Below are 23,988 nucleotides of genomic sequence, written 5' to 3' on the forward strand. Positions count from 1 at the left end.
CGGCGTGTGCGTTAAACGGTCATCGGGTTGGGCTTGGACGGATCGAGGTTGTACTTGGCGATCGCGTCCGCGACCACCTTGCGCTCGATCGTGCCTTCGTCGGCCAGCGCGTTGAGCGCCGCGACGGTGACCCAGTGACGGTCGACCTCAAAGAAGTGACGCAGCTTCTCGCGGGTATCCGAGCGGCCGAAGCCGTCCGTGCCCAGCACGACGAAGCGGCGATCGATCTGGCCGCGAATCTGGTCGACCAGCGCGCGGACGTAGTCGGTCGATGCGATGACCGGGCCCTGCGTGTCCTTCAGGCACTTCTGCACGTGCGACAGGCGACGCTCCTCGGTCGGATGGAGCAGGTTCCAGCGCTCGACCTGGTGGCCTTCGCGCGCGAGCTCGGTGAAGCTCGGCACGCTCCACAGGTCGGCGGCGACGCCCCAGTCGTTCTTCAGCAGGTCGGCGGCAGCGATCACTTCGTTGAAGATCGTGCCCGCGCCGAGCAGCTGGACGCGCGGCGCCTTCTTGTCGGCATCGGCCTTCCTGAACGCGTACATGCCCTTGATGATGTCGGCCGCCACGTGCTCGCCCTGCGGAATCGCCGGGTGCTCGTAGTTCTCGTTCATCACCGTGATGTAGTAGTACACGTCTTCCTGGTCCTGCACCATGCGGCGCAGGCCGTCCTGGATGATCACGGCCAGTTCGTAGCCGAAGGTCGGGTCATAGCTCACGCAGTTCGGCACCGATGCCGCCCACAGGAGCGAGTGGCCGTCTTCGTGCTGCAGGCCTTCGCCGTTCAGCGTCGTGCGGCCCGCGGTACCGCCCAGCAGGAAGCCGCGCGAGCGCATGTCGCCCGCGGCCCATGCGAGGTCGCCGATCCGCTGGAAGCCGAACATCGAGTAGAAGATGTAGAACGGCACCATGATCTCGCCGTGCGTCGAGTACGACGTCGCCGCCGCGATCCAGTCGCACATGCCGCCCGCTTCGTTGATGCCTTCCTGCAGGATCTGGCCGGTTTCCGATTCCTTGTAGAACATCAGCTGGTCGGAATCTTCCGGCACGTACTTCTGGCCTTGCTGGTTCCAGATGCCGATCTGGCGGAACAGGCCTTCCATGCCGAACGTGCGCGATTCGTCCGGGACGATCGGCACGACGCGCTTGCCGAGCGCCTTGTCCTTCAGCAGGATGTTCAGGATCCGCACGAACGCCATCGTCGTCGAGATCTCGCGGCCTTCGCCCGTGCCCTTCAGCAGCGGCTCGAACGCGTCGAGCGCCGGTACCGGCAGCGACGTCGCCTTCTCGCGGCGGTGCGGCAGGTAGCCGCCGAGGTCCATGCGCTGCTTGCGCATGTATTCGAGTTCCTTCGAGCCTTCCTCGAATTTCAGGTACGGCACGTCGGCGATCTGCTCGTCGGTGATCGGCAGGCGGAACTGGTCGCGGAACTTCTTCAGTTGCTCGACCGGCAGCTTCTTCTGCTGGTGCGTGATGTTCATCGCCTGGCCCGACTCGCCCATCCCGTAGCCCTTGATGGTCTTCGCGAGGATGACGGTCGGCGCGCCCTTCGTGTTGCTGGCTTCGTGGAACGCCGCATAGATCTTGTGCGGATCGTGGCCGCCGCGGTTCAGCGCCCAGATGTCGTCGTCCGACCAGTCGGCGACCAGCGCCTTCAGCTCAGGCGAGTTGAAGAAGTGCTCGCGGACGAACGCGCCCGACTCCGACTTGTACGTCTGGTATTCGCCGTCGACGACTTCCATCATGCGGCGCATCAGCGCGCCCGTCTTGTCGCGCGCGAACAGCGCATCCCAGCGGCTGCCCCAGATGACCTTGATCACGTTCCAGCCGGCGCCGCGGAATTCCGATTCCAGTTCCTGGATGATCTTGCCGTTGCCGCGCACCGGGCCGTCGAGACGCTGCAGGTTGCAGTTGATCACGAACACGAGGTTGTCGAGCTTCTCGCGGCTCGCCATCCCGATCGCGCCGAGCGATTCCGGTTCGTCCGTCTCGCCGTCGCCGAGGAACGCCCACACCTTGCGGCCCTCCGTCGTCGCGATGCCGCGCGCCTGCAGGTACTTCATGAAGCGCGCCTGGTAGATCGCCATGATCGGGCCGAGACCCATCGACACGGTCGGGAACTGCCAGAAGTCCGGCATCAGCCACGGGTGCGGGTACGACGAAATGCCGTTGCCGTCGACTTCCTGGCGGAAGTTGTCGAGCTGCTCTTCCTTCAGGCGGCCGAGCAGGAACGCGCGCGAATACACGCCCGGCGACGAGTGGCCCTGCACGAACACGAGATCGCCGCCGTGCTGGTCGGACGCTGCGTGCCAGAAGTGGTTGTAGCCGACGTCATAGAGCGTCGCGGCCGACGCGAACGATGCGATGTGGCCGCCGACGTTCGTGTCCTTGCCTGCACGCAGCACCATCGCCAGCGCGTTCCAGCGCGTGTACGAACGGATGCGGTGCTCGATGTCCTGGTCGCCCGGAATCTTCGCCTGGGCTTCGACCGGAATCGTGTTGATGTACGGGGTATTCGCGGAAAACGGCAGGTGCTCGCCGTGCATGCGGGCGAACTCGATCTGCTTTTCGATCAGGTAGTGCGCGCGGCCGGTGCCCACGGAGGAGATCACGCCATCGAGCGACTCCAGCCACTCAACGGTTTCTTGCGGGTCGTCGTCACGTTCGGCGGCGACATATTTCATCACTTCGTTCGGTACAGCGGACATTCTCGTCTCCTGGGTCCTGGAATGTGAGGATCGCTCTCGTGCAGACGACGCGACGCGACCGGCTGCGGGCAAGCTCCAGCGGATTGTAATGAGCGTGCGCGGGCCCGCGCAACAAAATTTTCGAATCGTGAGATCTTTTCTCGTAATGCGGAATATTGCTGCGCCGCACCCATGCTTCGGGGCTCCGCGGCACGTCCCGGCGGCATAAATCCGTTTCCGTTCAACATATCCGGTATGGGTTTTCCATGTATTGCGCTGCGCTACAATCCTGCCATGTTGACCGATCGGCTTTTCGCACGCTCGGCGCGACCGTCGGGCCCGCCGGCGGAGTCGCAGCCGTCCCGTTGGCACCACGGACCGTGGTGGTCCAATTCCTATTTGCTGACGCCGCTGCTGTCGATCCTCGTGTTCCTCGTGGTGATGAGCCTCATCCTGTGGAGCCTCAATCGCCGCGAACAGCAGCAGCAGGAAGACACCCTCTTCCGTAACGTCGCGTGGGCGCAGCAGCAGATCCGCCTGTCGATGACGGGCGCGCAGGAGCAGCTCCAGGCGCTGTCGCGCGATCTCGCGTCGGGCCGCCTCGACCAGAACGCGTTCCAGATGGCCGTCGCGGACGTGATGCAGACGCATCCGGAAATCCTCTACCTGAACTGGTACACATCGCCCGGCGTGCAGCGCTGGCCGGCCGTGCATCCGCCGCTGCTCGGCCAGCGGCTCGCGAAGCCCGGCGACGCGCAGATGCAGGACGCCGTGCGCGGCGCCTATGACGAAGCGCGCAGCACGCGCCGCCAGGCCTATTCGCCGCTGATCTACGACGACTTCGGCAACGGCTTCATCACGCTGCAGACACCCGTGATGCGCGGCGACCGCGAATATCTCGGCTCGATCGCCGCGGTGTTCTCGGTCGAAGGCATCCTGAAGCACGACATCCCGCAGGAGCTATCGTCGAAGTACAAGATCTCGATCACCGACTCGAACAACCGCGAGCTGTCGTCCACGTCGACGCGCCCGCGCCTGCCGCGCGACTCGCACTACGACCTGCCGCTCGATCCGCCCGGCCAGGGGCTGACCGTGCGCGTGTACGCGTTCCCGCAGCTCACGAACCTGACCAACAACACGCTCGTGTGGCTCGTCGCGGGGCTGTCGTGCTTCGTGCTGTGGAGCCTCTGGAGCCTGTGGAAGCACACGCGCCAGCGCTTCGAGGCGCAGCAGGCGCTGTACGCGGAAGCGTTCTTCCGCCGTGCGATGGAAAACTCGGTGCTGATCGGCATGCGCGTGCTCGACATGCACGGCCGCATCACGCACGTGAACCCCGCGTTCTGCCGGATGACCGGCTGGGACGAAACCGACCTCGTCGGCAAGGTCGCGCCGTTCCCGTACTGGCCGCGCGACGCTTACCCGGAAATGCAGCGCCAGCTCGACATGACGCTGCGCGGCAAGGCGCCGAGCTCGGGGTTCGAGCTGCGCGTGCGGCGCAAGAACGGCACGCTGTTCCATGCGCGCCTGTACGTATCGCCGCTGATCGACAGTTCCGGCCGCCAGACGGGCTGGATGTCGTCGATGACCGACATCACCGAGCCGAAGCGCGCGCGCGAGGAACTCGCGGCCGCGCACGAGCGCTTCACGACGGTGCTCGAAAGCCTCGACGCCGCGGTGTCGGTGCTGGCCGCCGACGAGGCCGAGCTGCTGTTCGCGAACCGCTACTACCGCCACCTGTTCGGCATCCGCCCCGACGGCCATCTCGAGCTGTCGGGCGGCGGCTTCGACCGCGCGCAGGCATCGTCCGACTCGATCGACATGGTCGACGCATTCGCGGGCCTGCCGGCCGCCGCGCTGACGAGCAGCACCGCCGATGCGCAGGAGGTGTACGTCGAGAGCATCCAGAAGTGGTTCGAGGTGCGCCGCCAGTACATCCAGTGGGTGGACGGCCATCTCGCGCAGATGCAGATCGCGACCGACATCACGACCCGCAAGAAGGCGCAGGAACTCGCGCACCAGCAGGAAGAGAAGCTGCAATTCACGAGCCGATTGATGACGATGGGTGAAATGGCGTCGTCGATTGCTCACGAATTGAATCAGCCGCTCGCCGCGATCAACAACTACTGCTCGGGCACGTTGGCGCTCGTCAAGAGCGGCCGCGGCACGCCCGAGACGCTGCAGCCCGCGCTGGAAAAGACCGCGCAGCAGGCGCTGCGGGCGGGGATGATCGTCAAGCGGATCCGCGAATTCGTGAAGCGCAGCGAGCCGAAGCGCCAGCCGGCGCGCGTCGCGGACATCGTCGCCGACGCGGTCGGGCTCGCCGAAATCGAGGCCAGGAAGCGCAGGATCCGGATCGTCACGGAAATCCTCGCAAGAATGCCTATTATTTATGTCGACCCCGTGCTGATCGAGCAGGTGCTGATGAACCTGATGAAGAACGCGGCCGAGGCGATGGCCGACGTGAAGCCGGCGTCGGCGGACGGCGTGATCCGCGTCGTCGCCGACATCGATGCGGGATTCGTCGACATCCGCGTGATCGACCAGGGTCCGGGCGTCGACGAAGCGACCGCCGAACGCCTGTTCGAACCGTTTTACAGCACCAAGTCCGATGGCATGGGCATGGGGCTGAACATCTGCCGTTCGATCATCGAATCGCATCGGGGGCGTCTGTGGGTGGTCAACAACGTCGAGCCGGATGGCCGCATTTCCGGCGCGACGTTCCACTGCAGCCTGCCCATTGGGGAACCCGCTGATCTCGGCCAAGGGGGGCGCGAGGCATCGGCATCACATACCGTAACGGGAGAACTATGAATAGCCCTGTCACCACCACTCAGGAAACCGTCTTTGTCGTCGACGACGACGAGGCCGTACGGGACTCGCTGCGCTGGCTGCTGGAGGCGAACGGCTATCGCGTGCAATGCTTCTCGAGCGCCGAGCAATTCCTCGATGCATACCAGCCTGCGCAGCAGGCCGGCCAGATCGCATGCCTGATCCTCGACGTGCGGATGTCGGGCATGAGCGGCCTCGAACTGCAGGAACGCCTGATCGCCGACAACGCCGCGCTGCCGATCATCTTCGTCACCGGTCACGGCGACGTGCCGATGGCCGTGTCGACGATGAAAAAGGGTGCGATGGACTTTATCGAGAAACCGTTCGACGAAGCCGAGCTGCGCAAGCTCGTCGAGCGGATGCTCGACAAGGCCCGAAGCGAAAGCAAGAGCGTCCAGGAACAGCGTGCCGCGAGCGAACGCCTGTCGAAGCTGACCGCGCGCGAGCAGCAGGTGCTCGAACGGATCATTGCGGGCCGCCTGAACAAGCAGATCGCCGACGATCTCGGCATCAGCATCAAGACGGTCGAAGCGCACCGCGCGAACATCATGGAAAAGCTCAACGTCAACACGGTGGCCGACCTGCTGCGCCTCGCGCTGTCGAAGAAACAGGCCTGAGCGCTCGCCGGCCGCGGCGGCACTGCCCGCCCGGCCCGCTGCCGCCCCGCGCGATGCGGCCCACTCGCGCGGCGGCGGCCTTTCCTCCCGGCGCGCGAGCGCCGCGGCCATGACGCTTTCCGCTTATTCGCTGTCGGACGGCAGCAGGCGAACGGTATAATTGCGTGTTTTGCTGCGGCGCTTCGGTGCCGTACGCACGCATTCCAACTTCCCGGCAGGACCCACCACCATGACAGCCCTCCTCATCGACGGCAACGCCCTTTCGAAGACCTTGCGCGCGCAGGCCGCCGAACGCGCCGCCGCCCTAACCGCACGCGGCCACCAGCCCGGCCTCGCGGTGATCCTCGTCGGCGAGAACCCGGCGAGCGAAGTCTATGTGCGCAACAAGATCAAGGCATGCGAGGACAACGGTTTCTTCTCGCTGAAGGACGCGTACCCGGCAACGCTGTCGGAAGCCGACCTGCTCGCGCGCATCGACGAACTGAACCGCGACCCGAAGATCCACGGCATCCTCGTCCAGTTGCCGCTGCCCGCGCACATCGACAGCCACAAGGTGCTCGAGGCGATCGCGCCGGAGAAGGACGTCGACGGCTTTCACGTCGCGAACGCCGGCGCGCTGATGACCGGCAAGCCGCTGTTCCGCCCGTGCACGCCGTACGGCGTGATGAAGATGTTCGAGGCGCACGACATCGCGCTGCAGGGCGCGAACGCGGTCGTGATCGGCCGCTCGAACATCGTCGGCAAGCCGATGGCGATGCTGCTGCTCGAAGCCGGCGCGACCGTGACGATCTGCCACAGCAAGACGCGCGACCTCGCCGCGCACACGCGGCAGGCCGACGTCGTGGTTGCCGCGGTCGGCAAGCGCAACGTCCTGACGGCCGACATGGTGAAGCCCGGCGCGACGGTGATCGACGTCGGCATGAACCGCGACGACGCGGGCAAGCTGTGCGGCGACGTCGATTTCGCGGGCGTGAAGGAAGTCGCCGGCCACATCACGCCGGTGCCGGGCGGCGTCGGCCCGATGACCATCACGATGCTGCTGATCAACACGATCGAAGCCGCCGAGCGCGCCGCCGCCGCGGCCGCCTGACCCCTGCCCGTTCAGCCGGCGCGCGGTTCCGTGCGCCGGCGTCTCGCCAGCCGCACCGCGCCGGCTGCACCACGCCGGCTGCACGTTGCTCGACGGCCTTCCCCCGCATCCGCCCCTGCGTCAATCGCACCGTTAGAAACTAACGATTGGAAAGCGCACGATGCGCCCCAATAATGTCGGTATCGGGCGCCATCGCGCCGTTACCCTTTTCATCCCGGTTCATCCGGCAACAAACAGGGAGTCTTATGTCCGCCAGCGCCAATACAAATCCGCTCCTCGACTTCTCCGACCTGCCCCGCTTCGGCGAAATCCGTCCGGAACACGTGACGCCCGCGCTCGATACGCTGCTCGACGCAGCCAGCCGCGCGGTCGAGGCCGCGAGCGCGCCCGCGACGCCGTCGACCTGGGCCGCCGTCGTCGAGACGGTCGAGCAGGCGACGGAGCCGCTCGGCCGCGCATGGGGCATCGTCGGTCACCTGAACGCGGTCGCCGACACGCCCGAGCTGCGGGCCGCATACGGCGAGAACCTGCCGCGCGTGACCGAGTTCTGGTCGAGCGTCGGCCAGAATCTCGCGCTGTACGAGAAATACAAGGCGATCGCCGCGAGTGCCGAATACGCGACGCTGTCCGCCGAGCGCAAGAAGATCCTCGACAATGCACTGCGCGATTTCCGCCTGTCGGGCGCCGAACTGCCCGAAGACCGGAAGCCGCGCTTCGCGGAACTGCAGGAACAGCAGGCCGCGCTGTCGAAGGCGTTCTCCGACCACGTGCTCGACGCGACCAACGCGTACGCGTACTTCGCGCAGGACGACGCCGAACTGGCCGGCCTGCCCGGCGACGCGATCGAAGCCGCCCGCGAAGCCGCGCAGAAGGACGGCAAGGACGGCTGGAAATTCACGCTGCACTTCCCGTCTTACTTCCCGGTGCTGCAGTACGCGGACAACCGCGCGCTGCGCGAGACGCTCTACCGCGCCTATGCGACGCGCGCGTCGGAACTCGGGCCGCAGTACGGCGGCGGCAACGCCGAATGGGACAACACGGCAATCGTCGCCGACGAGCTGAAGCTGCGCCGCGAAGAGGCGCAGATGCTCGGCTACCGCAACTTCGCCGAAGTGTCGCTCGCGCCGAAGATGGCCGAATCGCCGCAGCAGGTGATCGCATTCCTCGAGGATCTCGCGACGCGTGCGCGCCCGCATGCGGACAAGGACTGGGACGAACTGCGCGCATTCGCCGCGAAGGAACTCGGCCTCGCCGAACTCGCGCCGTGGGACGTCGCGTACGCGGCCGAAAAACTGCGCCAGCAGCGCTATGCGTTCTCGGAAAACGAGGTCAAGCAGTACTTCCCGGAGCCGGCCGTGCTGAAGGGCCTGTTCACCGTCACCGAGACGCTGTTCGGCGTGCGGATCAAGCCGGACGACGCACCGGTGTGGCACAAGGACGTGCGCTTCTTCCGCGTCGAGAACCGCGACGGCTCGCTCGTCGCGCAGTTCTATCTCGACCTGTACGCGCGCGAAGGCAAGCGCGGCGGCGCATGGATGGACGACGCGCGTTCGCGTGCGAAGCGCGGCAGCACCGTGCAGACGCCGGTCGCGTACCTGACCTGCAACTTCTCGGCGCCGGTCGGCGGCAAGCCCGCGTGCTTCACGCACGACGAAGTCATCACGCTGTTCCATGAGTTCGGCCACGGGCTGCATCACATGCTCACGCGCGTCGACGAGCTCGGCGTGTCGGGCATCAACGGCGTCGAATGGGATGCGGTCGAGCTGCCGTCGCAGTTCATGGAGAACTTCTGCTGGGAGTGGGACGTGCTGTCGTCGATGTCGTCGCACGTCGACACGGGCGCCACGCTGCCGCGCGAACTGTTCGACAAGATGATCGCCGCGAAGAATTTCCAGAGCGGGCTCGGCACGCTGCGCCAGATCGTGTTCTCGATGTTCGACATGCTGCTGCACGTCGACTTCGACCCGGCGGGCTCGACCGGCGTGACCGCGTTCGCGCGCGAGATCAACGAGCGCTATCACGTGATCCCGCAGGCGGCGTTCTCGCGCTGGCCGAACACGTTCAGCCATATCTTCGCGGGCGGTTATGCAGCCGGCTACTACAGCTACAAGTGGGCCGAGGTGCTGTCGGCCGACGCGTACGCGGCGTTCGAGGAAGCGGCCGCCGCGAGCGGCAGCGTGCTCGACGCGGCGACCGGCACGCGCTATCGCCGCGAAATCCTCGAGGTCGGCGGCAGCCGTCCGGCGATGGATTCGTTCAAGGCGTTCCGCGGCCGCGAGCCGGAAATCGATGCGCTGCTGCGCCACAACGGGATGGCCGCGCCCGCGCACTGAGTACGCCGCGCCGCCCGGCCGTTCGGGCTGCATCGACAGGCACCGCTTCGGCGGTGCCTTTTTTCATGGTGCCGGCGATTCGTCGTCGAACAGCGAGAACTGCCCGTGACGCTCGGCCGTGTCCTCGTCGATGCGTACGCCGACGCCGAGCAGCCGCACGGCCTGCGCGCGCCGCTGCAGCCCCTTCGCGAGCAGCGTGACGGCCGTATCCGCATTCGTCGCGTCGGCCACGCACTCGACCGTCGTGCGCTGGAAATCGGCGAAGCGGATCTTCACGTACAGCTTGCGGATCGACCGCGCGGCACCCGCGCGCGCGATTCGTGCGTCGAGCTGCACGACCAGGCGGCGGATTTCCTCCGCGCATTGCTCGAGCGTCGTCAGGTCGGTCACGTAAGTCGTCTCGACGCTGACCGATTTGCGCTCCTGGTCGGCCTGCACGGGCCGCTCGTCGATCCCGCGCGACAGCTCGTACAGCCGCCGCCCGAACGCGCCGAATTCGCGGTGCAGGTCGATCAGCGGCCAGTCGCGCAATTGCGCGCAGGTCTGGATGCCGAGCCGGTCGAGCCGCGTGGCCGTCACCTTGCCGACGCCGTGCAGCTTGCGCACCGGCAGCGCCGCGACGAACGCGTCGATCTCGTGCGGCCGCACGACGAACAGGCCGTCGGGCTTGTTCCAGTCGGATGCGATCTTCGCGATGAACTTGTTCGGCGCGACGCCGGCCGACACGGTCACGCCGACGGTGTCGTGCACGCGCTGGCGGATCTCCCGCGCGATCAGCGTCGCGCTGCCCTGGCACCGCTCGGACCCGCTGACGTCGAGGTACGCCTCGTCGAGCGACAGCGGCTCGACGTCGGGCGTGTAGTCGCGATAGATCGCCATGATCTGCCGCGACGCCGCGCGGTACTTGTCCATCGCGGACGGCAGGATCAGCAGGTCCGGACACTTGCGCATCGCCAGCGCCGACGACATCGCCGAATGCACGCCGTAGCGCCGCGCCTCGTAGTTGCAGGTCGCGATCACGCCGCGCTGGTCGGGCCGGCCGCCGACCGCAAGCGGCCGATTGCGCAGCGACGGGTCGTCGCGCATCTCGACCGACGCGTAGAAGCAGTCGCAATCGCAGTGAATGATCTTGCGCATGCGCGGCAGCGCGTCGCCAGGCGGCGGTGCGTGCGGATCGGCAGGCGGAATGGTGGTCGGGTTCACGGTGCCGATACTGTACAAAAACACAGTGCCGGTTTCAACTGTCGCGTGCAGCCGCGCCCGGCTGCGCCGTACCGGCCCGCTTTGCGCGGATCGTACCGGCCGTGCGCGGAGAGCGGCGCCTATACTCGTCTGCCGCGACACACGAAACGCAAAGGTGACGAATGAAGACGATCGGACTGATCGGCGGAATGAGCTGGGAATCGTCGGCCGAGTACTACCGGATGATCAACCGGCACTCGAAGGCGCTGCATGGCGGACACCACAACGCGAAGAGCGTGCTGGTGACGGTCGATTTCGCGGAGATCGAAGCGCTGCAGCGCACGCACGACTGGGCCGCGCTCGGCGAACGGATGGCCGACGCCGCGCGGCAGCTCGAAGCGGCCGGCGCCGATCTCGTCGTGCTGACGACCAATACGATGCACCGCGTGCACGACGCGATCGAAGCCGCGGTGACGCTGCCGTTCCTGCACATCGCCGATCCGACGGGCACCGCGCTGCGCGACGCGGGCGTCGAGCGCGTTGCGCTGCTCGGCACGCGCTATACGATGGAGTTGCCGTTCTATGCGGACCGGCTGCGCGAAAAGTTCGGGATGGACGTGCTCGTACCGGACGAACGCGGGCGCGACGACGTGCACCGGATCATCTACGACGAGCTGTGTCACGGCGTCATCTCGCCCGAATCGCGCGCGACGTACGTGACGATCATCGAAGGACTGGCGAAGCGCGGTGCGCAGGCCGTGATCCTCGGCTGTACGGAAATCACGCTGCTGATCGGCGCGGACGACTCGCCGCTGCCGGTATTCGACACGACCGCGCTGCATGCGAAGGCGGCCGTTGAGTGGGCTGCGCAATAGCGACGCGCAACGACGCGCGCGCAGAAAACAAAAAACCCGGCACGAGGCCGGGTTCCTGTCGACGAAGCGCGCATCGGTCACTTGCGCTGCACATCGTCTGGTGTGCTTGGTTGCGGGGGTAGGATTTGAACCTACGACCTTCGGGTTATGAGCCCGACGAGCTGCCAGACTGCTCCACCCCGCGTCAGAGAAATAAATTATAGGGTGAGGGAGTACTTACGTCAACACTTTTGTCACAATTTCTTCTCCCCTCCCCGATCCAGCGATGCGTGACACCTTCGCCGCTTCGCGCATCGCGCGCGTTCGCGCCGCGTGCTCGCGGTAAGATGGCGGCCTTCGCATTCACCCCGCACGCACACTCCCGTTCATGAAAATCGCCACCTGGAACGTCAACTCGCTCAACGTCCGCAAGCAGCACGTGCTCGACTGGCTCGCGCAAAGCGGCACCGACGTGCTGTGCCTGCAGGAACTGAAGCTGCCGGACGAGAAATTCCCGCGCGCCGATCTCGAAGCGATCGGCTACCGCAGCTGGTTCACGGGCCAGAGGACCTACAACGGCGTCGCGATCCTCGCGCGCGACACGCTGTCCGTCGACGAATCGGACATCGTGCGCAACATTCCCGGCTTCGACGATCCGCAGCAGCGCGTGGTCGCCGCGACGATCGACGGCGTGCGCATCGTGTCCGCCTATTTTCCGAACGGCCAGGCGCTCGACTCCGACAAGTTCGTCTACAAGATGCAGTGGCTCGACGCGCTGCACGCATGGCTGAGCACCGAGCTGCAGCGCCACCCGAAGCTCGCGCTGCTCGGCGACTACAACATCGCGCCGGAAGACCGCGACGTGCACGATCCCGCGAAATGGGAAGGCCAGAACCTCGTGTCGCCGCAGGAACGCGCGCACTTCACGAAGCTGATCGAGCTCGGCTTCGTCGATGCGTTCCGCCGCTTCGAACAGCCCGAGAAGACCTTCACGTGGTGGGACTACCGGATGATGGCGTTCCGCCGCAACGCGGGGCTGCGCATCGACCACATCCTGCTGTCGCCGGCGCTCGCCGCAACCTGCACGTCGTGCGAGGTCGACCGCACGCCGCGGACGTGGGAACAGCCGTCCGACCACACGCCCGTCGTCGCGGTCGTCGGCTGATCGCGCAGTAGCCCGCGCGCGTTCAGCGCCGCGCGGGCGCCGGCCCGAGATGGGCCCACAGGAACCCGAATTCGGCCGCGTCGGATTCGGCGCGTTCCAGATCGTCGGCGCTGCCGTGGCCGCCGTCGGTGTTCTCCCAGTACCACACCCGTTCGTGACCGAGCGCATGCATGCGCGCGGCCATCTTGCGCGCATGCGCGGGATGCACGCGATCGTCGCGCGTCGACGTCGTCAGCAGCAGCGGCGGATACGCGACGCCTTCGCGCACGCGGTGATACGGCGAATACGCGGCCAGCGCCGCGCCCTCGCGCGGATCGTCCGGGTCGCCGTATTCGTCGAGCCACGCGGCGCCCGCGTGCAGCTTCGGATAACGCCGCATGTCCAGCAGCGGCACGCGGCACAGCACCGCGCCGAACAACTCCGGCCGCTGCGCCATGCACGCGGCGACCAGCAGCCCGCCGTTGCTGCCGCCCTCGATCCCGAGCTGCGCGGCGGTTGTCACGCCGGTGGCAGCCAGATCCTCGGCCACCGCGATGAAGTCGTCGAACGAACGCTGCCGGTGTTCGCGCTGCGCGTCGACGTGCCAGCGCGGCCCGAACTCGCCGCCGCCGCGGATGTGCGCGAACGCCAAGACGCCGCCGCGCTCGAGCCACCCGATGCCGAACGCATCGCTGTAGCCCGGCAGGTTCGGGATCGCAAAGCCGCCATAACCCGACAGCAGGCACGGCCGCGCGACGCGCGCGGCGCCGCCGGGCGCATCGAGGGCGTCCAGCGCATCGCGCGGCCCGATCAGCGTGTACGGCACCACCGTGCCGTCGCGCGAGCGCGCGCTTGCACGACGCACGACGAGCCCGGCCGCATCGAACTGCACCGGCGGCCGGTCGAGCAGCACGCGGCGCGACGGCGCATCGGCCGCGCGATCGGCAAGATCGGCCAGCCAGCATTCGGGCGGATCGAGATAGGTGTCGACGTCCACGTAGACTTCGTCGTTCAGCGTCGACTCGACGGGCTCGACGTCGATCTGCGCGTCGCCCGGCCAGTCGAACGGCCGCGCGTCCCACGTCCACGTGCCGTCGTCGGCCTGCCGCGGCTGCCACAGCATCGTGCGGTTGTGCACGTCGTCGAGCCAGCTCGCGATCAGCATCGTGCGCGTGTGCGTCCACGTGCAGGCGGAAGTCGACGGTTGCGGCGCGAACAGCGTCGTGAGCTCGCGCGACCCGGCCAGGAACGCCTGCTCGCGGATCGCGAGCAGCGACCCGCCCGCATGGCGCACGCCGCCGCAGTCCCAGTCGAGGCGCGGCTCCAGCACGAGCCAGCCCTCCCAGAACCCGACCTCGACATGCGTCGGCACGTCGTAGCGCGCCCACTCGCCCGCGTCCGTCAGCCGGTACGCATGCGAGTCGAAGAAATCGACGCTGCGCCATGCAACATGGCGGTTGTCGATCGGATCGAACCCAGCGCCCGCGCTGATATCGTCGGGTTCGCCGCGGAATACGACGGGCGCGTCGGCAAGCGGCGTGCCGCGCGCCCAGCGCCGCGCTTCATACGGATAACCGGCCGCGGTCGTATGCGCGTCGCCGCGATCCCAGCTCACGTAGACGGTATCGCGGTCGATCCAGCCGATCGTGTGATGCCCCGGCTCGTCGATCGTGAAACCGCCGTCGACGAAACGGCGCTCGACGAGATCGAACTCGCGCACGACGACCGCGTCGGCACCGCCCGGCGACAGCGACAGCAGCGCGCGATCGCCGTCCGGATACAGGATCGCGTCCTGCTCGAACACCCACGACTCGCCCTCCTCGGTACCGAGCGCGTCGACGTCGAGCAGCGTTTCCCACGCCGGACGGCCGGCGCGCCAGTCGTCCCAGCGCGTGCGGCGCCACAGCCCCTTCGGATGGAGATCGTCCTGCCACAGGTCGTAGGCCCAGTCGCGCCAGCGGGTCGGAATCACCGGGCGTTCGCGCGGCAGATACGCTTTCGCGAGACGCGCCGTGAGCGCGCGAAATGCGTCGTCGTCGCGCAGCGCGGCGCGCGTGCGCGCATTCTGCTCGTCGACCCACGTGCGGGCGCGCTTGCTGTCGAGCGCTTCGAGGAAACGGAACGGGTCGGCCCCGGCGGGCCAGCGGAAGGAATCGGACATTGCGGATCGGCGGATTGGGAAACTGCGTGCAAACCGCGATTATGTCCGATCGCGGCATGCGCGACGCCCGCGCATGCCGCGAATCGTGCTCAGGGCTCCAGGTGCAGTTCCTGGATCTTGCGCGTGATCGTGTTGCGGCCGATGCCGAGCCGCTCCGCGGCCTCGACCTTGCGGCCGCGCGTGAAGTCGAGCGCCTCGCGGATCACGGCCGCCTCGAAGCGGCGCGCGAGCTCGTCCATCACGTCGGCCGAGTTCTCGCGCAACAGCCGCGCGACTTCGGTGCGCAGGCCATGCTCCCACACCGGATAGCCGGCCGGCGCGCCGCCGCTCGGCGCGGCCGCGACAGGCGCGGATGCCACCGGCGCCGCACCGATCATCGGTTGCGCGAGCGCGGCATCGCCGCTGCTGCCGCGCGCATCCGCGCCGTCGCCCGTCGCGACGACCGGAGCACCGGTCGGCACGAGGTCGGGCGGCAGGTCCTTGATCTCGACCGTCTGCGCGGGCGCCATCACGGTCAGCCAGTTCGCGAGGTTCTCGAGCTGCCGCACGTTGCCGGGAAACGCCAGCGACGTCAGGTACGCGAGCGCATCGTCGGACACGCGCTTCGGCTCGACGCCGAGATCGCGCGCGCTCTTCTGCAGGAAGTGGCGCGTGAGCAGCGCGATGTCCTCGCTGCGTTCGCGCAGCGGCGGCAGGCGCAGCCGGATCACGTTGAGCCGGTGGTAAAGGTCTTCGCGGAACAGCCCCTGCCGCACGCGCGATTCGAGATTCTGGTGCGTCGCGGCAATCACGCGCACGTTCGCGCGCAGCGGGTTGTGCCCGCCGACCCGATAGAACTGCCCGTCCGACAGCACGCGCAGCAGGCGTGTCTGCAGGTCGAACGGCATGTCGCCGATTTCGTCGAGGAACAGCGTGCCGTTCTCGGCCTGCTCGAAGCGGCCCTGCCGCGTCGTCTGCGCGCCCGTGAACGCGCCGCGCTCATGGCCGAACAGCTCGGATTCGAGCAGGTCCTTCGGAATCGCCGCGGTGTTCAGCGCGATGAACGGCCCGTTCGCGCGCGGGCTGTGACGGTGCAGCGCACGCGCGACGAGTTCCTTGCCGGTGCCCGATTCGCCGGTGATCAGCACCGTCGCGGCCGAATGCGACAGGCGGCCGATCGCGCGGAACATGTCCTGCATCGCGGGCGCCTGGCCGAGCATCTCGGGCGCCTCGGCGACGCGCTCGTCCTGCGGCGCACCGCCGCGCAGGCTTTCCTCGACCGCGCGGCGAATCAGCTCGACCGCCTTGTCGACGTCGAACGGCTTCGCGAGATATTCGAACGCGCCGCCCTGGAACGCCGCGACGGCACTGTCGAGATCGGAGAACGCCGTCATGATGATGACGGGCAGGCCCGGCAGCCGCTCGTGCATCGCCTGCAGCAGCTCGAGGCCCGAGCCGCCCGGCATGCGGATGTCGGACACGAGCACTTGCGGCGTCTCGTGGTCGAGCGCGGCCAGCGCGTCGCGCACGTTCGCGAAGCTCTTCGTCGCGAAGCTGTCCCGGGCGAGTGCCTTTTCAAGCACCCAGCGGATCGATTGGTCGTCGTCTACTATCCAGATCGGCTTCATAGGTCGGTCAGGTATGGGTGAATCCGGTGAATCGTGCTGTCGCCGCTCAATGGTCGAGCGGCAGCAGAATCTGAAATTCGGTACGTCCGGGCCGGCTCTCGACCTCGATCATCCCGTCGTGCTGCTGCACGAACGTCTGCGCGAGCGTGAGGCCGAGGCCGCTGCCGTCGTCGCGCCCGGACACGAGCGGGTAGAAGATCCGGTCGCGGATCTCTTCCGGAATGCCGGGCCCGTTGTCGATCACGTGCAAGTCCAGTGCCAGCTTGTACAGGCGCTTCGCGATCGTGATCTTGCGCGCGATGCGGGTGCGCAGCTCGATCTTCGCGTCGCCCTGCGCGATCCGTTCGCGCAGCGCCTGCGCGGCGTTGCGCACGATGTTGAGCAGCGCCTGGATCAGTTGCTCCTTGTCGCCGCGCAGATCCGGCACGCTCACGTCGTAGTCGCGCTCGATCGTGAGCCCGCGCGGGAATTCCGCGAGCATCACCGCGCGCACGCGTTCGCACACTTCATGAATGTTCACGTCGCCGACGATGTGCGGATGCCGATGCGGCTCCAGCAACCGGTCGACGAGCGTCTGCAGGCGGTCGGACTCCTTGATAATCACCTGCGTGTATTCGCGCAGCTCGCCGCGCTCGCGCTCGCCGAGTTCGAATTCGAGCAGCTGGGCTGCGCCGCGAATTCCGCCGAGCGGGTTCTTGATCTCGTGCGCGAGGTTGCGGATCAACTGCTTGTTGACCGCGGTCAGGTCGTGAATGCGCTCCTCGCGATCGGTGCGCGACTGACGCTCGTTCTCGAACAGCTCGACGAGTACGAAATCGGGCGCGGTCTCGAGGAAGCCGACGATCGCGTGCACGTGCAGCGGTTCGCGGCCGGGCCGGTCGAGCACGGTATCGAGGTGCGTCGCGTGAAAGCGCTCCTCGCCGATCGCGGTGATCGTCGATGCGAGCTCGTTCGCGTTCGGAAAAATCTCGCCCCACGGCCGCTGCGCGAGCTGCCTGCGCGAGATGTCGAGCATTGCCTCCGCCGACGGGTTCGCGAACGCGATCCGCAGCGTCTTGCGGTCGAGCACGATCACGACCGTCGGCAGCGCTTCCAGCCCCGCAAGCAGGCCCGAACGCGCAAGCCGCTCGTCGTCCGTCAGCCGCTCGGGCTGCCCCGTCTTCGCCTTGATCAGATTCTTCAGAACCATCTGCGTGCTTGTCGCGCCTCAACGGGCCAGAAAATGAAAATCGTCGGAACAAAAAAGGGACGGCTGGACGCCGCCCCTTTCAGACTCCGCCGTTCCCGCCGCAGGCTGCGCGACGGGAACGAACCGGCAAAAAGGCGCTGAATCGAAGCGCCATCGCCGATTACAGCGAGTAGTACATCTCGAACTCGATCGGGTGCGTCGTCATGCGGAACTTCGCCAGTTCCTGCTCCTTCAGCGCGAGGTACGCATCGATCATGCCGTCCGTGAACACGCCGCCGCGCGTCAGGAACTCGCGATCCTTGTCGAGTGCTTCGAGTGCCTGGTCGAGGCCCGCGCAGACGGTCGGGATCTTTGCATCCTCTTCCGGCGGCAGGTCGTACAGGTTCTTGTCCGCTGCTTCGCCCGGATGGATCTTGTTCTGGATCCCGTCGAGGCCGGCCATCATCAGCGCCGTGAAGCACAGGTACGGGTTCGCCATCGGATCCGGGAAGCGCGTTTCGATGCGGCGGCCCTTCGGGTTCGACACGTGCGGAATGCGGATCGATGCCGAACGGTTGCGTGCCGAGTAGGCCAGCTTGACCGGTGCCTCGAAGTGCGGGACCAGACGCTTGTACGAGTTCGTCGTCGGGTTCGTGATCGCGTTCAGCGCACGGGCGTGCTTGATGATGCCGCCGATGTAGAACAGCGCCAGTTCCGACAGGCCGGCGTAGCCGTTGCCCGCGAACAGGTTCTGGCCGTCCTTCCAGATCGACTGGTGAACGTGCATGCCCGAACCGTTGTCGCCGACGACCGGCTTCGGCATGAACGTCGCCGTCTTGCCGTACGAGTGCGCGACGTTATGGATGATGTACTTCGACCATTGCGTCCAGTCCGCACGCTGCACGAGCGTCGAGAACTTCGTGCCGATTTCGTTCTGGCCCTGGCCCGCCACTTCGTGGTGGTGCACTTCGACCGGGATGCCGAGCTGTTCGAGCAGCAGGCACATTTCCGAACGCATGTCCTGGAACGTGTCGACCGGCGCGACCGGGAAGTAGCCGCCCTTCGTGCCCGGACGGTGGCCCGTGTTGCCGCCTTCGAATTCCTTGCCCGACGACCACGGCGCTTCTTCCGAGTTGATCTTCACGAAGCAGCCCGACATGTCCGTGTTCCACTGGACCGAGTCGAAAATGAAGAATTCCGGTTCCGGACCGAAGTAGGCCGTGTCGCCGATGCCCGTGCTCTTCAGATACGCTTCGCCGCGCTTCGCGAGCGAACGCGGATCGCGCTCGTAGCCCTTGCCGTCGGCCGGCTCGACCACGTCGCAGGTCAGCACGAGGGTCGACTCTTCATAGAACGGGTCGACGAATGCGGCGCTCGGGTCCGGCATGAGCAGCATGTCCGACGCCTCGATGCCCTTCCAGCCCGCGATCGACGAACCGTCGAATGCATGACCGCTTTCGAACTTGTCTTCGTCAAACGCCGAAACCGGCACCGACACGTGCTGTTCCTTGCCGCGCGTATCCGTGAAGCGGAAATCGACAAACTTGACGTCCTCGTCCTTCACGAGCTGCATGACGTCGGCGACGGTTTTACTCATAACCTCTTCTCCTGATTGAACAATTCCGGCGGACTGGGAACCGCCTCGTTTATCGAGCTGATCGGGGTCTTGCTTTGGCGCAGCGCGCCCCGATTCGACCGAATTCTATAAAGCAGCTTCCGTGCCACCCATGCGCAAGACTGGCACGAATCGCGCCGGCGCTCGCCGCGACGGGGCTGCGCTGCGCGATTCCGGGGCCTGGCGCCGCACCGGCCATCAACCGGAAGCACCGTAATGGTGCAATCTTCGCGATGCGCCGCGCCCGTCGAATCATTCTGGTGCATGCGCGCAATTCTGCACTCTTTTGGTGAGCGCGTGTGCGGTGCGTCCACCGTACCGCATGCGGACATCCGGGCCGCGGCGCCGCGCTAGAATGTTCGTTTGACCGATCAGGAGACTCCCACCATGAGTACGCTCGACCAGCTTTACGCGAAGGCCGACGAACGCCGCGCACAAGGCGCGCTCAACTACGCCGGCGCGCTGCTGCCGGTCGAGGCATTCGAACTGCTGCAGCTCGACCCGTCGGCGCGCCTCGTCGACGTGCGCACCCGTGCCGAACTCGACTGGATCGGCCGCCCGCTCGTCGGCGACGGCCAGTACCTGCACCTCGAATGGACGCGCTACCCGGGCGGCGTGCCGAACGCCGAATTCGTCAACGAACTGAAGGCGGCCATCGCGCCCGATACGCCCGTGCTGTTCCTGTGCCGCAGCGCCGCGCGCTCGAAGCTCGCCGCGGTCGCGTCGTCGCAGGCCGGCTTCACGAAGGCGTTCGACCTGCTCGAAGGCTTCGAGGGTGCAAAGGACGCCGAAGGCCACCGCAAGACGGTCGACGGCTGGTGCTTCCGCAAACTGCCGTGGATCGGCGCCTGACGGCGCACGCGCCCGACCGGTTGCGACAGCCTCATCGTCGAGCCGGGCGATGACATGCCGATGACGGGCCGCATTGCGCGGCCCGTCGCTTTTTGTACGCCCGCTCCCGGTCAGGCGCGCGACGTGTCGGGCTCGACGACGTCGCCGCCGAGCAGGTGCACGCCTTCGCGCAGCTTCACGAACGCGGCCGCGACCGCTTCCGGCTCCCCTTTCACGCCGAGGTCGATGTGACGGCGCGCGTAGATGCCGCCGCGCTCCGTATCGCCGACGCTCGGCAGGCTGAACACACGCACGCCCGGGAAGTCGCGCTCGATGCGCTCCATCAGCGGCGTGAGCGTCGATTCCGGCAGCTCGAACACGTACAGCGAGCGCTCCGCGTGCGGCGTCGCGTGATGCAGGTGCGCGTATTTCGTATCGAGCACCCATTCGATCATCGGCCAGGCCATCACCGGGAAGCCCGGCACGAAATGCAGATCGCCGACCGAGAAGCCGGGAATCCGGTTATAGCCGTTCGGGATGATCGTCGCGCCCACCGGAAACACGCCCATGTTGAAGCGGTGCTGGTTCTCCGGCGAGTCGAAGTCGACCGGCGTGGCCGGATCGGCATGCGTTTCCCGGATCCGCTCCGAGATCAGCACCTTCGCTTCCGGATGCAGTTCGAGCGGCACGCCGAGCGCGGCGGCCGCGCACTGGCGCGTGTGGTCGTCCGGCGTCGCGCCGATGCCGCCCGTCGAGAACACGATGTCGCCCGACGCGATCGCGCGTGCGAGCGTCGCCGTGATGCGTGCCGGATCGTCGCCGACATATTCGGCCCAGTCGAGCGCGAGGCCGCGCGCGCCGAGCAGCTCGATGACCTTCGCCAGATGCTTGTCCTGCCGGCGGCCCGAAAGGATTTCGTCGCCGATGATGATGATGCCGATGCTCATGCCTGCCCCATGTCGATTGCGGTGGCGCGCGCGCTCGCGCGCAGGTCCTCCAGCGCGCGCAGGCAATAGTGCCCGAACCACAGCGCCGAGAAGACGAGGATGAAAGCGTAAACCCAGATCATGGCCGCCGCGACGAACGGGAACAGCACCATCATCCAGACCGACGATACCCATACGAAGGTCGGCACGGTGCCGAGCAGCCCGGTCGCGACGCCGATGCCGATCAGCGGCCAGCGATGCTGCCGCACGAGCGCGCGGCGCTCGTCGCGGCTCGCGTGCAGCGCGAGCGCGTCGTAGGTCATCACGCGGTAGGTGAGCCAGCCCCAGATCACCGGCGGCAGCAGCGCGAAGAACGGCGGGATCAGCCACAGCGGGATCGTGACGACGAGCACGACGACGCCGGCCAGCGCCGCCCACAGCGAATTGAACACGCTGCCGAAGAAAGTGCCGCCCCGCTTCGCCTCGAGCGCCGCGAACTGCCGGTTCGACAGGTGCTTGATCACGACCGGCATCGAAATCGTCGCGATCAGCAGCAGCACGGTCAGCACGATCAGCGGAATCGCGAGCGACACGACCACGAACGGCGCGACGACCGCATGCAGCTGCGACATGCCGATCATGTCGAACGCGCGATACAGCGCGGCCGTCAGCACGAAGCCGTCGAGCGCGCCGCGCGCGAGGTCCAGCAGCGTCTGCCACGAGAACCACAGCAGGACGCCCCACAGGACGGCGGAGACGAGAAACGGCATCAGGGTGAGCCAGAGCATGCGCGGGTGCAATGCGCTCGCCAATGCCCGGACGAAGGAACGCAGCAAATCGTTCATGCGAGCCTGTATCGACGGAGAAAAACGGGGAAAGGATAAACCACGCGGCCCGCATGCGCCAAAGCGCATGCGGGCCGCGTGGGAGAGCCGCTCAACGGGAGTGTGGCCGGATCAGGCCGACGCCGCGCCGCGCTTCGCGGGGGACAGGCGCCGGAAGATTCGCACGAACGCGAGGCCGTGCTGCGCCCAGAAGCCTTCGCCGTAGGACACGCCGTCGACCTGTTCGCGGATGCCGGTCGGTTCGACCGTGCGGTTCCACGACGCGGTGCCGAACATCATGTCCCACCACGGGAACAGCACGCCGAAGTTGCAGCCGTACTTGGTGCCTTCGTGGCCGTAGCCGACCGCGTGGTGGCGCCGATGGAAGATCGGGCTCACGAGCAGGCGCTCGCCGAGCCAGCCGAACGACAGCCGCGCATTCGTATGCTGGATGCTCTGCATGAAGTTCGTGAACGCGGTCAGCACGACGAACTGCGACGGCGTCACGCCGATCACGAGCGCGATCGCCGCGAAGAAGCACGACTGGATCACGTCGTCGAGCAGGTGGTTGCGGTCGTCGCACCACAGCGACATCTGCCGCTGGCTGTGGTGCACGGCGTGCAGCTCCCACCAGATGCCGAACTTGTGCTGCCAGCGGTGATACCAGTAGCCGGCGAAGTCGAGCACGACGAGATAGATCGCGAACGCGACGATCGGCTGCGAGGTCACGCCCGGCCACAGATAGTCGAGGTTGACGTTCGCGACGCCGTGCAGGCGCAGCCATGCCTGGAAGTTGTCGAATACCGGCTGCAGCGCGAAGAAGAAGAACAGCGTGTAGATGCCGAGCTTCGAGATCGCCGTATAGATCACGTCGACCCGCACCGCGCGGCGGTTCTTCCAGCGCTCGACCGGCAGCAGCGCCTCGAGCGGGCGCAGCAGCGCGAACATCAGCACCATCTGCAGCGCGCCGATGATCACCCAGTACAGCGCGTCGTAGGTGTCCTCGTCATAGTCCATCAGGTTGAACTTGAAGAGGAGCGGCTGCACGACGTCGACGTACAGCCAGGTCTGGATGTCCGACACGAACGCATCGATCAGGTGCAGCATCGTTCGCCCCCGCCCGTTACGCGCCGTTCGCCGCCTTCCACGGCGCGCGGTCGTAGAAGTAGATGCCGTGCGGCGAGCGGCCGACGGAGATCGTCTGCACCAGCTTGCGCGACGCCAGGTCGATGATCCCGACCTTCTTCGCGAAGCGGAACGTCACCCACAGCGTCTTCTTGTCGGCGGACAGCTCCATGTCGTCGGGGCCCGGCAGCAGGCCGGTGATGTCGCCGACGTTGGTGAGCGTGTTCTCGTCGATGATGCTGATCGTGTTCGCGACCCGGTTCGTCACCGCGACGTGCGTGCCGTCGGCGAGCGAGCGGAAGTTGTGCGCGCCCTTGCCGGTCTGGATCGTCTTCACAACCTTCTGGTTGCGCCAGTCGACGACCGCCACGTAATCGGCGCCCGTCATCCCGACGAGCAGGTACTTGTCGTCCGGCGTGAGCCACAGGCCCGCCGGCACCTTGCCGACCGGCATCTTCCACTTGACCGTCTGGGTAGCGAGGTCGACCGCCGCGATCTCGCCGGACACCTGCAGCGACACGAGCACCGTCTTGCTGTCCTTCGTAAACGCGAGGTGGCTCGGCATCACCGCGAGCGGCAGGCGCTTCGCGATCTTCAAGTCACGGCCGTCGTAGCTGTAGATGTCGAGGCGATCGAGGCGCAGCCCGGTCGACACGAACCACTTGTGATCGGGCGAGAAGCCGAGCTGGTATGGATCCTCAATGCCTTCGACCGTGCGTTGCAGCTTGCCCGTCTTCGGATCGACGAACATCAGGCTGTTCGAGACCGAATTCGCGACGATCAGCGACGAATTGTCGGGTGCCGCCATCAGGTGGTGCGGTTCCTTGCCGGTCGGCATCGTGCCGACGACCTCGCGGGTCTGCTGATCGATCAGGGAAAGCGTCGCTTCGGCCGAATTGAGGACGATCACGTTATTCGCGTGTGCGGCGGGCGCCAGTACGGCGGCGGCCAGCGCGAGCGTGCGGCCGAGGGAAAGGAAAGTGCGCATGAAGACT

Annotated in this window: 17 protein-coding genes and 1 tRNA gene; 7 read left to right on the plus strand and 11 right to left on the minus strand. The window is 66.7% G+C overall.

Features of this window, described 5'->3' with window-relative positions; all coding sequences use genetic code 11:
• Positions 1-11 precede the first annotated feature (11 nt).
• Positions 12-2,708, minus strand: a complete 2,697-nt coding sequence (aceE, locus tag MRS60_RS11440) for a pyruvate dehydrogenase (acetyl-transferring), homodimeric type (RefSeq protein ID WP_034183548.1) — start codon at positions 2,706-2,708, stop codon at positions 12-14.
• 273 nt (positions 2,709-2,981) lie between these two features.
• Between aceE and fixL the strand changes: the two genes are divergently transcribed.
• The 4 genes from fixL (at position 2,982) to MRS60_RS11460 (ending at position 9,556) form a co-directional block, all read left to right on the plus strand.
• Positions 2,982-5,498, plus strand: coding sequence for an oxygen sensor histidine kinase FixL (gene fixL, locus MRS60_RS11445; protein WP_034183547.1), 2,517 nt, complete (start codon positions 2,982-2,984; stop codon positions 5,496-5,498).
• Positions 5,495-6,133, plus strand: a complete 639-nt coding sequence (fixJ, locus tag MRS60_RS11450; protein WP_006493245.1) for an oxygen response regulator transcription factor FixJ — start codon at positions 5,495-5,497, stop codon at positions 6,131-6,133. The genes fixL and fixJ overlap by 4 nt, the downstream gene beginning before the upstream one ends.
• Positions 6,134-6,362: 229 nt before the next feature.
• Positions 6,363-7,223: a bifunctional methylenetetrahydrofolate dehydrogenase/methenyltetrahydrofolate cyclohydrolase FolD gene (gene folD / locus MRS60_RS11455; RefSeq protein ID WP_243564708.1), complete on the plus strand. Its 861-nt coding sequence runs from the start codon at positions 6,363-6,365 to the stop codon at positions 7,221-7,223.
• A 245-nt stretch (positions 7,224-7,468) separates the two neighbouring features.
• On the plus strand, positions 7,469-9,556 hold the full coding sequence (locus MRS60_RS11460) for a M3 family metallopeptidase (RefSeq protein ID WP_034183545.1): 2,088 nt from the start codon (positions 7,469-7,471) through the stop codon (positions 9,554-9,556).
• 63 nt (positions 9,557-9,619) lie between these two features.
• On the opposite strand, the gene dinB is transcribed toward MRS60_RS11460, so the two are convergent.
• Positions 9,620-10,783 carry a DNA polymerase IV gene (gene dinB / locus MRS60_RS11465; protein ID WP_034183544.1) on the minus strand — a complete coding sequence of 388 codons (1,164 nt, stop codon included), beginning with the start codon at positions 10,781-10,783 and terminating at the stop codon, positions 9,620-9,622.
• A 137-nt stretch (positions 10,784-10,920) separates the two neighbouring features.
• Here dinB and MRS60_RS11470 point away from each other — a divergent pair, with 137 nt between their 5' ends.
• Complete coding sequence (locus MRS60_RS11470; RefSeq protein ID WP_243564709.1) at positions 10,921-11,613, plus strand: aspartate/glutamate racemase family protein; 693 nt, start codon at positions 10,921-10,923, stop codon at positions 11,611-11,613.
• Positions 11,614-11,720: 107 nt separating this feature from the next.
• On the opposite strand, the gene MRS60_RS11475 is transcribed toward MRS60_RS11470, so the two are convergent.
• Positions 11,721-11,797 (minus strand) — tRNA-Met (locus MRS60_RS11475).
• A gap of 183 nt (positions 11,798-11,980) precedes the next feature.
• Between MRS60_RS11475 and xth the strand changes: the two genes are divergently transcribed.
• Positions 11,981-12,757, plus strand: a complete 777-nt coding sequence (gene xth, locus MRS60_RS11480) for an exodeoxyribonuclease III (protein ID WP_034183542.1) — start codon at positions 11,981-11,983, stop codon at positions 12,755-12,757.
• A gap of 22 nt (positions 12,758-12,779) precedes the next feature.
• Here the strand turns inward: xth and MRS60_RS11485 are convergent, their stop codons facing one another.
• The 4 genes from MRS60_RS11485 to glnA form a co-directional block, all read right to left on the minus strand.
• Positions 12,780-14,897: a prolyl oligopeptidase family serine peptidase gene (locus MRS60_RS11485; RefSeq protein ID WP_243564710.1), complete on the minus strand. Its 2,118-nt coding sequence runs from the start codon at positions 14,895-14,897 to the stop codon at positions 12,780-12,782.
• Between the two features lie 89 nt (positions 14,898-14,986).
• Entirely contained in the window at positions 14,987-16,504 is a 1,518-nt protein-coding gene (gene ntrC, locus MRS60_RS11490; protein WP_243564711.1) for a nitrogen regulation protein NR(I), read from the minus strand.
• A gap of 46 nt (positions 16,505-16,550) precedes the next feature.
• Positions 16,551-17,693 carry a nitrogen regulation protein NR(II) gene (glnL, locus tag MRS60_RS11495; RefSeq protein WP_034183539.1) on the minus strand — a complete coding sequence of 381 codons (1,143 nt, stop codon included), beginning with the start codon at positions 17,691-17,693 and terminating at the stop codon, positions 16,551-16,553.
• 160 nt (positions 17,694-17,853) lie between these two features.
• Positions 17,854-19,269, minus strand: a complete 1,416-nt coding sequence (glnA, locus tag MRS60_RS11500; RefSeq protein WP_034183538.1) for a type I glutamate--ammonia ligase — start codon at positions 19,267-19,269, stop codon at positions 17,854-17,856.
• 405 nt (positions 19,270-19,674) lie between these two features.
• Here glnA and MRS60_RS11505 point away from each other — a divergent pair, with 405 nt between their 5' ends.
• On the plus strand, positions 19,675-20,139 hold the full coding sequence (locus MRS60_RS11505; protein ID WP_034183537.1) for a rhodanese-like domain-containing protein: 465 nt from the start codon (positions 19,675-19,677) through the stop codon (positions 20,137-20,139).
• Positions 20,140-20,249: 110 nt separating this feature from the next.
• On the opposite strand, the gene MRS60_RS11510 is transcribed toward MRS60_RS11505, so the two are convergent.
• The 4 genes from MRS60_RS11510 to MRS60_RS11525 form a co-directional block, all read right to left on the minus strand.
• Complete coding sequence (locus tag MRS60_RS11510) at positions 20,250-21,065, minus strand: competence/damage-inducible protein A (RefSeq protein WP_034183536.1); 816 nt, start codon at positions 21,063-21,065, stop codon at positions 20,250-20,252.
• Positions 21,062-21,889 (minus strand): EI24 domain-containing protein, encoded by an 828-nt coding sequence (locus MRS60_RS11515; RefSeq protein WP_034183535.1) that lies wholly within the window; start codon positions 21,887-21,889, stop codon positions 21,062-21,064. The genes MRS60_RS11510 and MRS60_RS11515 overlap by 4 nt, the downstream gene beginning before the upstream one ends.
• 111 nt (positions 21,890-22,000) lie before the next feature.
• Positions 22,001-22,975 (minus strand): sterol desaturase family protein, encoded by a 975-nt coding sequence (locus tag MRS60_RS11520; protein WP_105391895.1) that lies wholly within the window; start codon positions 22,973-22,975, stop codon positions 22,001-22,003.
• Between the two features lie 16 nt (positions 22,976-22,991).
• A complete protein-coding gene (locus MRS60_RS11525; RefSeq protein WP_034183533.1) occupies positions 22,992-23,981 on the minus strand; it encodes a beta-propeller fold lactonase family protein in 990 nt (329 codons plus the stop codon).
• Positions 23,982-23,988 lie beyond the last annotated feature (7 nt).

The organism is Burkholderia pyrrocinia, assembly GCF_022809715.1.
Lineage (GTDB): Bacteria > Pseudomonadota > Gammaproteobacteria > Burkholderiales > Burkholderiaceae > Burkholderia > Burkholderia pyrrocinia_C.

What these genes read in the sequence shown, in the direction of transcription:
- aceE (WP_034183548.1), bottom strand. Translation starts at nt 2,708, where the DNA reads ATGTCCGCTGTACCGAACGAAGTGATGAAATATGTCGCCGCCGAACGT.
- fixL (WP_034183547.1), top strand. Translation starts at nt 2,982, where the DNA reads ATGTTGACCGATCGGCTTTTCGCACGCTCGGCGCGACCGTCGGGCCCG.
- fixJ (WP_006493245.1), top strand. Translation starts at nt 5,495, where the DNA reads ATGAATAGCCCTGTCACCACCACTCAGGAAACCGTCTTTGTCGTCGAC.
- folD (WP_243564708.1), top strand. Translation starts at nt 6,363, where the DNA reads ATGACAGCCCTCCTCATCGACGGCAACGCCCTTTCGAAGACCTTGCGC.
- MRS60_RS11460 (WP_034183545.1), top strand. Translation starts at nt 7,469, where the DNA reads ATGTCCGCCAGCGCCAATACAAATCCGCTCCTCGACTTCTCCGACCTG.
- MRS60_RS11470 (WP_243564709.1), top strand. Translation starts at nt 10,921, where the DNA reads ATGAAGACGATCGGACTGATCGGCGGAATGAGCTGGGAATCGTCGGCC.
- xth (WP_034183542.1), top strand. Translation starts at nt 11,981, where the DNA reads ATGAAAATCGCCACCTGGAACGTCAACTCGCTCAACGTCCGCAAGCAG.
- MRS60_RS11485 (WP_243564710.1), bottom strand. Translation starts at nt 14,897, where the DNA reads ATGTCCGATTCCTTCCGCTGGCCCGCCGGGGCCGACCCGTTCCGTTTC.
- ntrC (WP_243564711.1), bottom strand. Translation starts at nt 16,504, where the DNA reads ATGAAGCCGATCTGGATAGTAGACGACGACCAATCGATCCGCTGGGTG.
- glnL (WP_034183539.1), bottom strand. Translation starts at nt 17,693, where the DNA reads ATGGTTCTGAAGAATCTGATCAAGGCGAAGACGGGGCAGCCCGAGCGG.
- glnA (WP_034183538.1), bottom strand. Translation starts at nt 19,269, where the DNA reads ATGAGTAAAACCGTCGCCGACGTCATGCAGCTCGTGAAGGACGAGGAC.
- MRS60_RS11505 (WP_034183537.1), top strand. Translation starts at nt 19,675, where the DNA reads ATGAGTACGCTCGACCAGCTTTACGCGAAGGCCGACGAACGCCGCGCA.
- MRS60_RS11510 (WP_034183536.1), bottom strand. Translation starts at nt 21,065, where the DNA reads ATGAGCATCGGCATCATCATCATCGGCGACGAAATCCTTTCGGGCCGC.
- MRS60_RS11515 (WP_034183535.1), bottom strand. Translation starts at nt 21,889, where the DNA reads ATGAACGATTTGCTGCGTTCCTTCGTCCGGGCATTGGCGAGCGCATTG.
- MRS60_RS11520 (WP_105391895.1), bottom strand. Translation starts at nt 22,975, where the DNA reads ATGCTGCACCTGATCGATGCGTTCGTGTCGGACATCCAGACCTGGCTG.
- MRS60_RS11525 (WP_034183533.1), bottom strand. Translation starts at nt 23,981, where the DNA reads ATGCGCACTTTCCTTTCCCTCGGCCGCACGCTCGCGCTGGCCGCCGCC.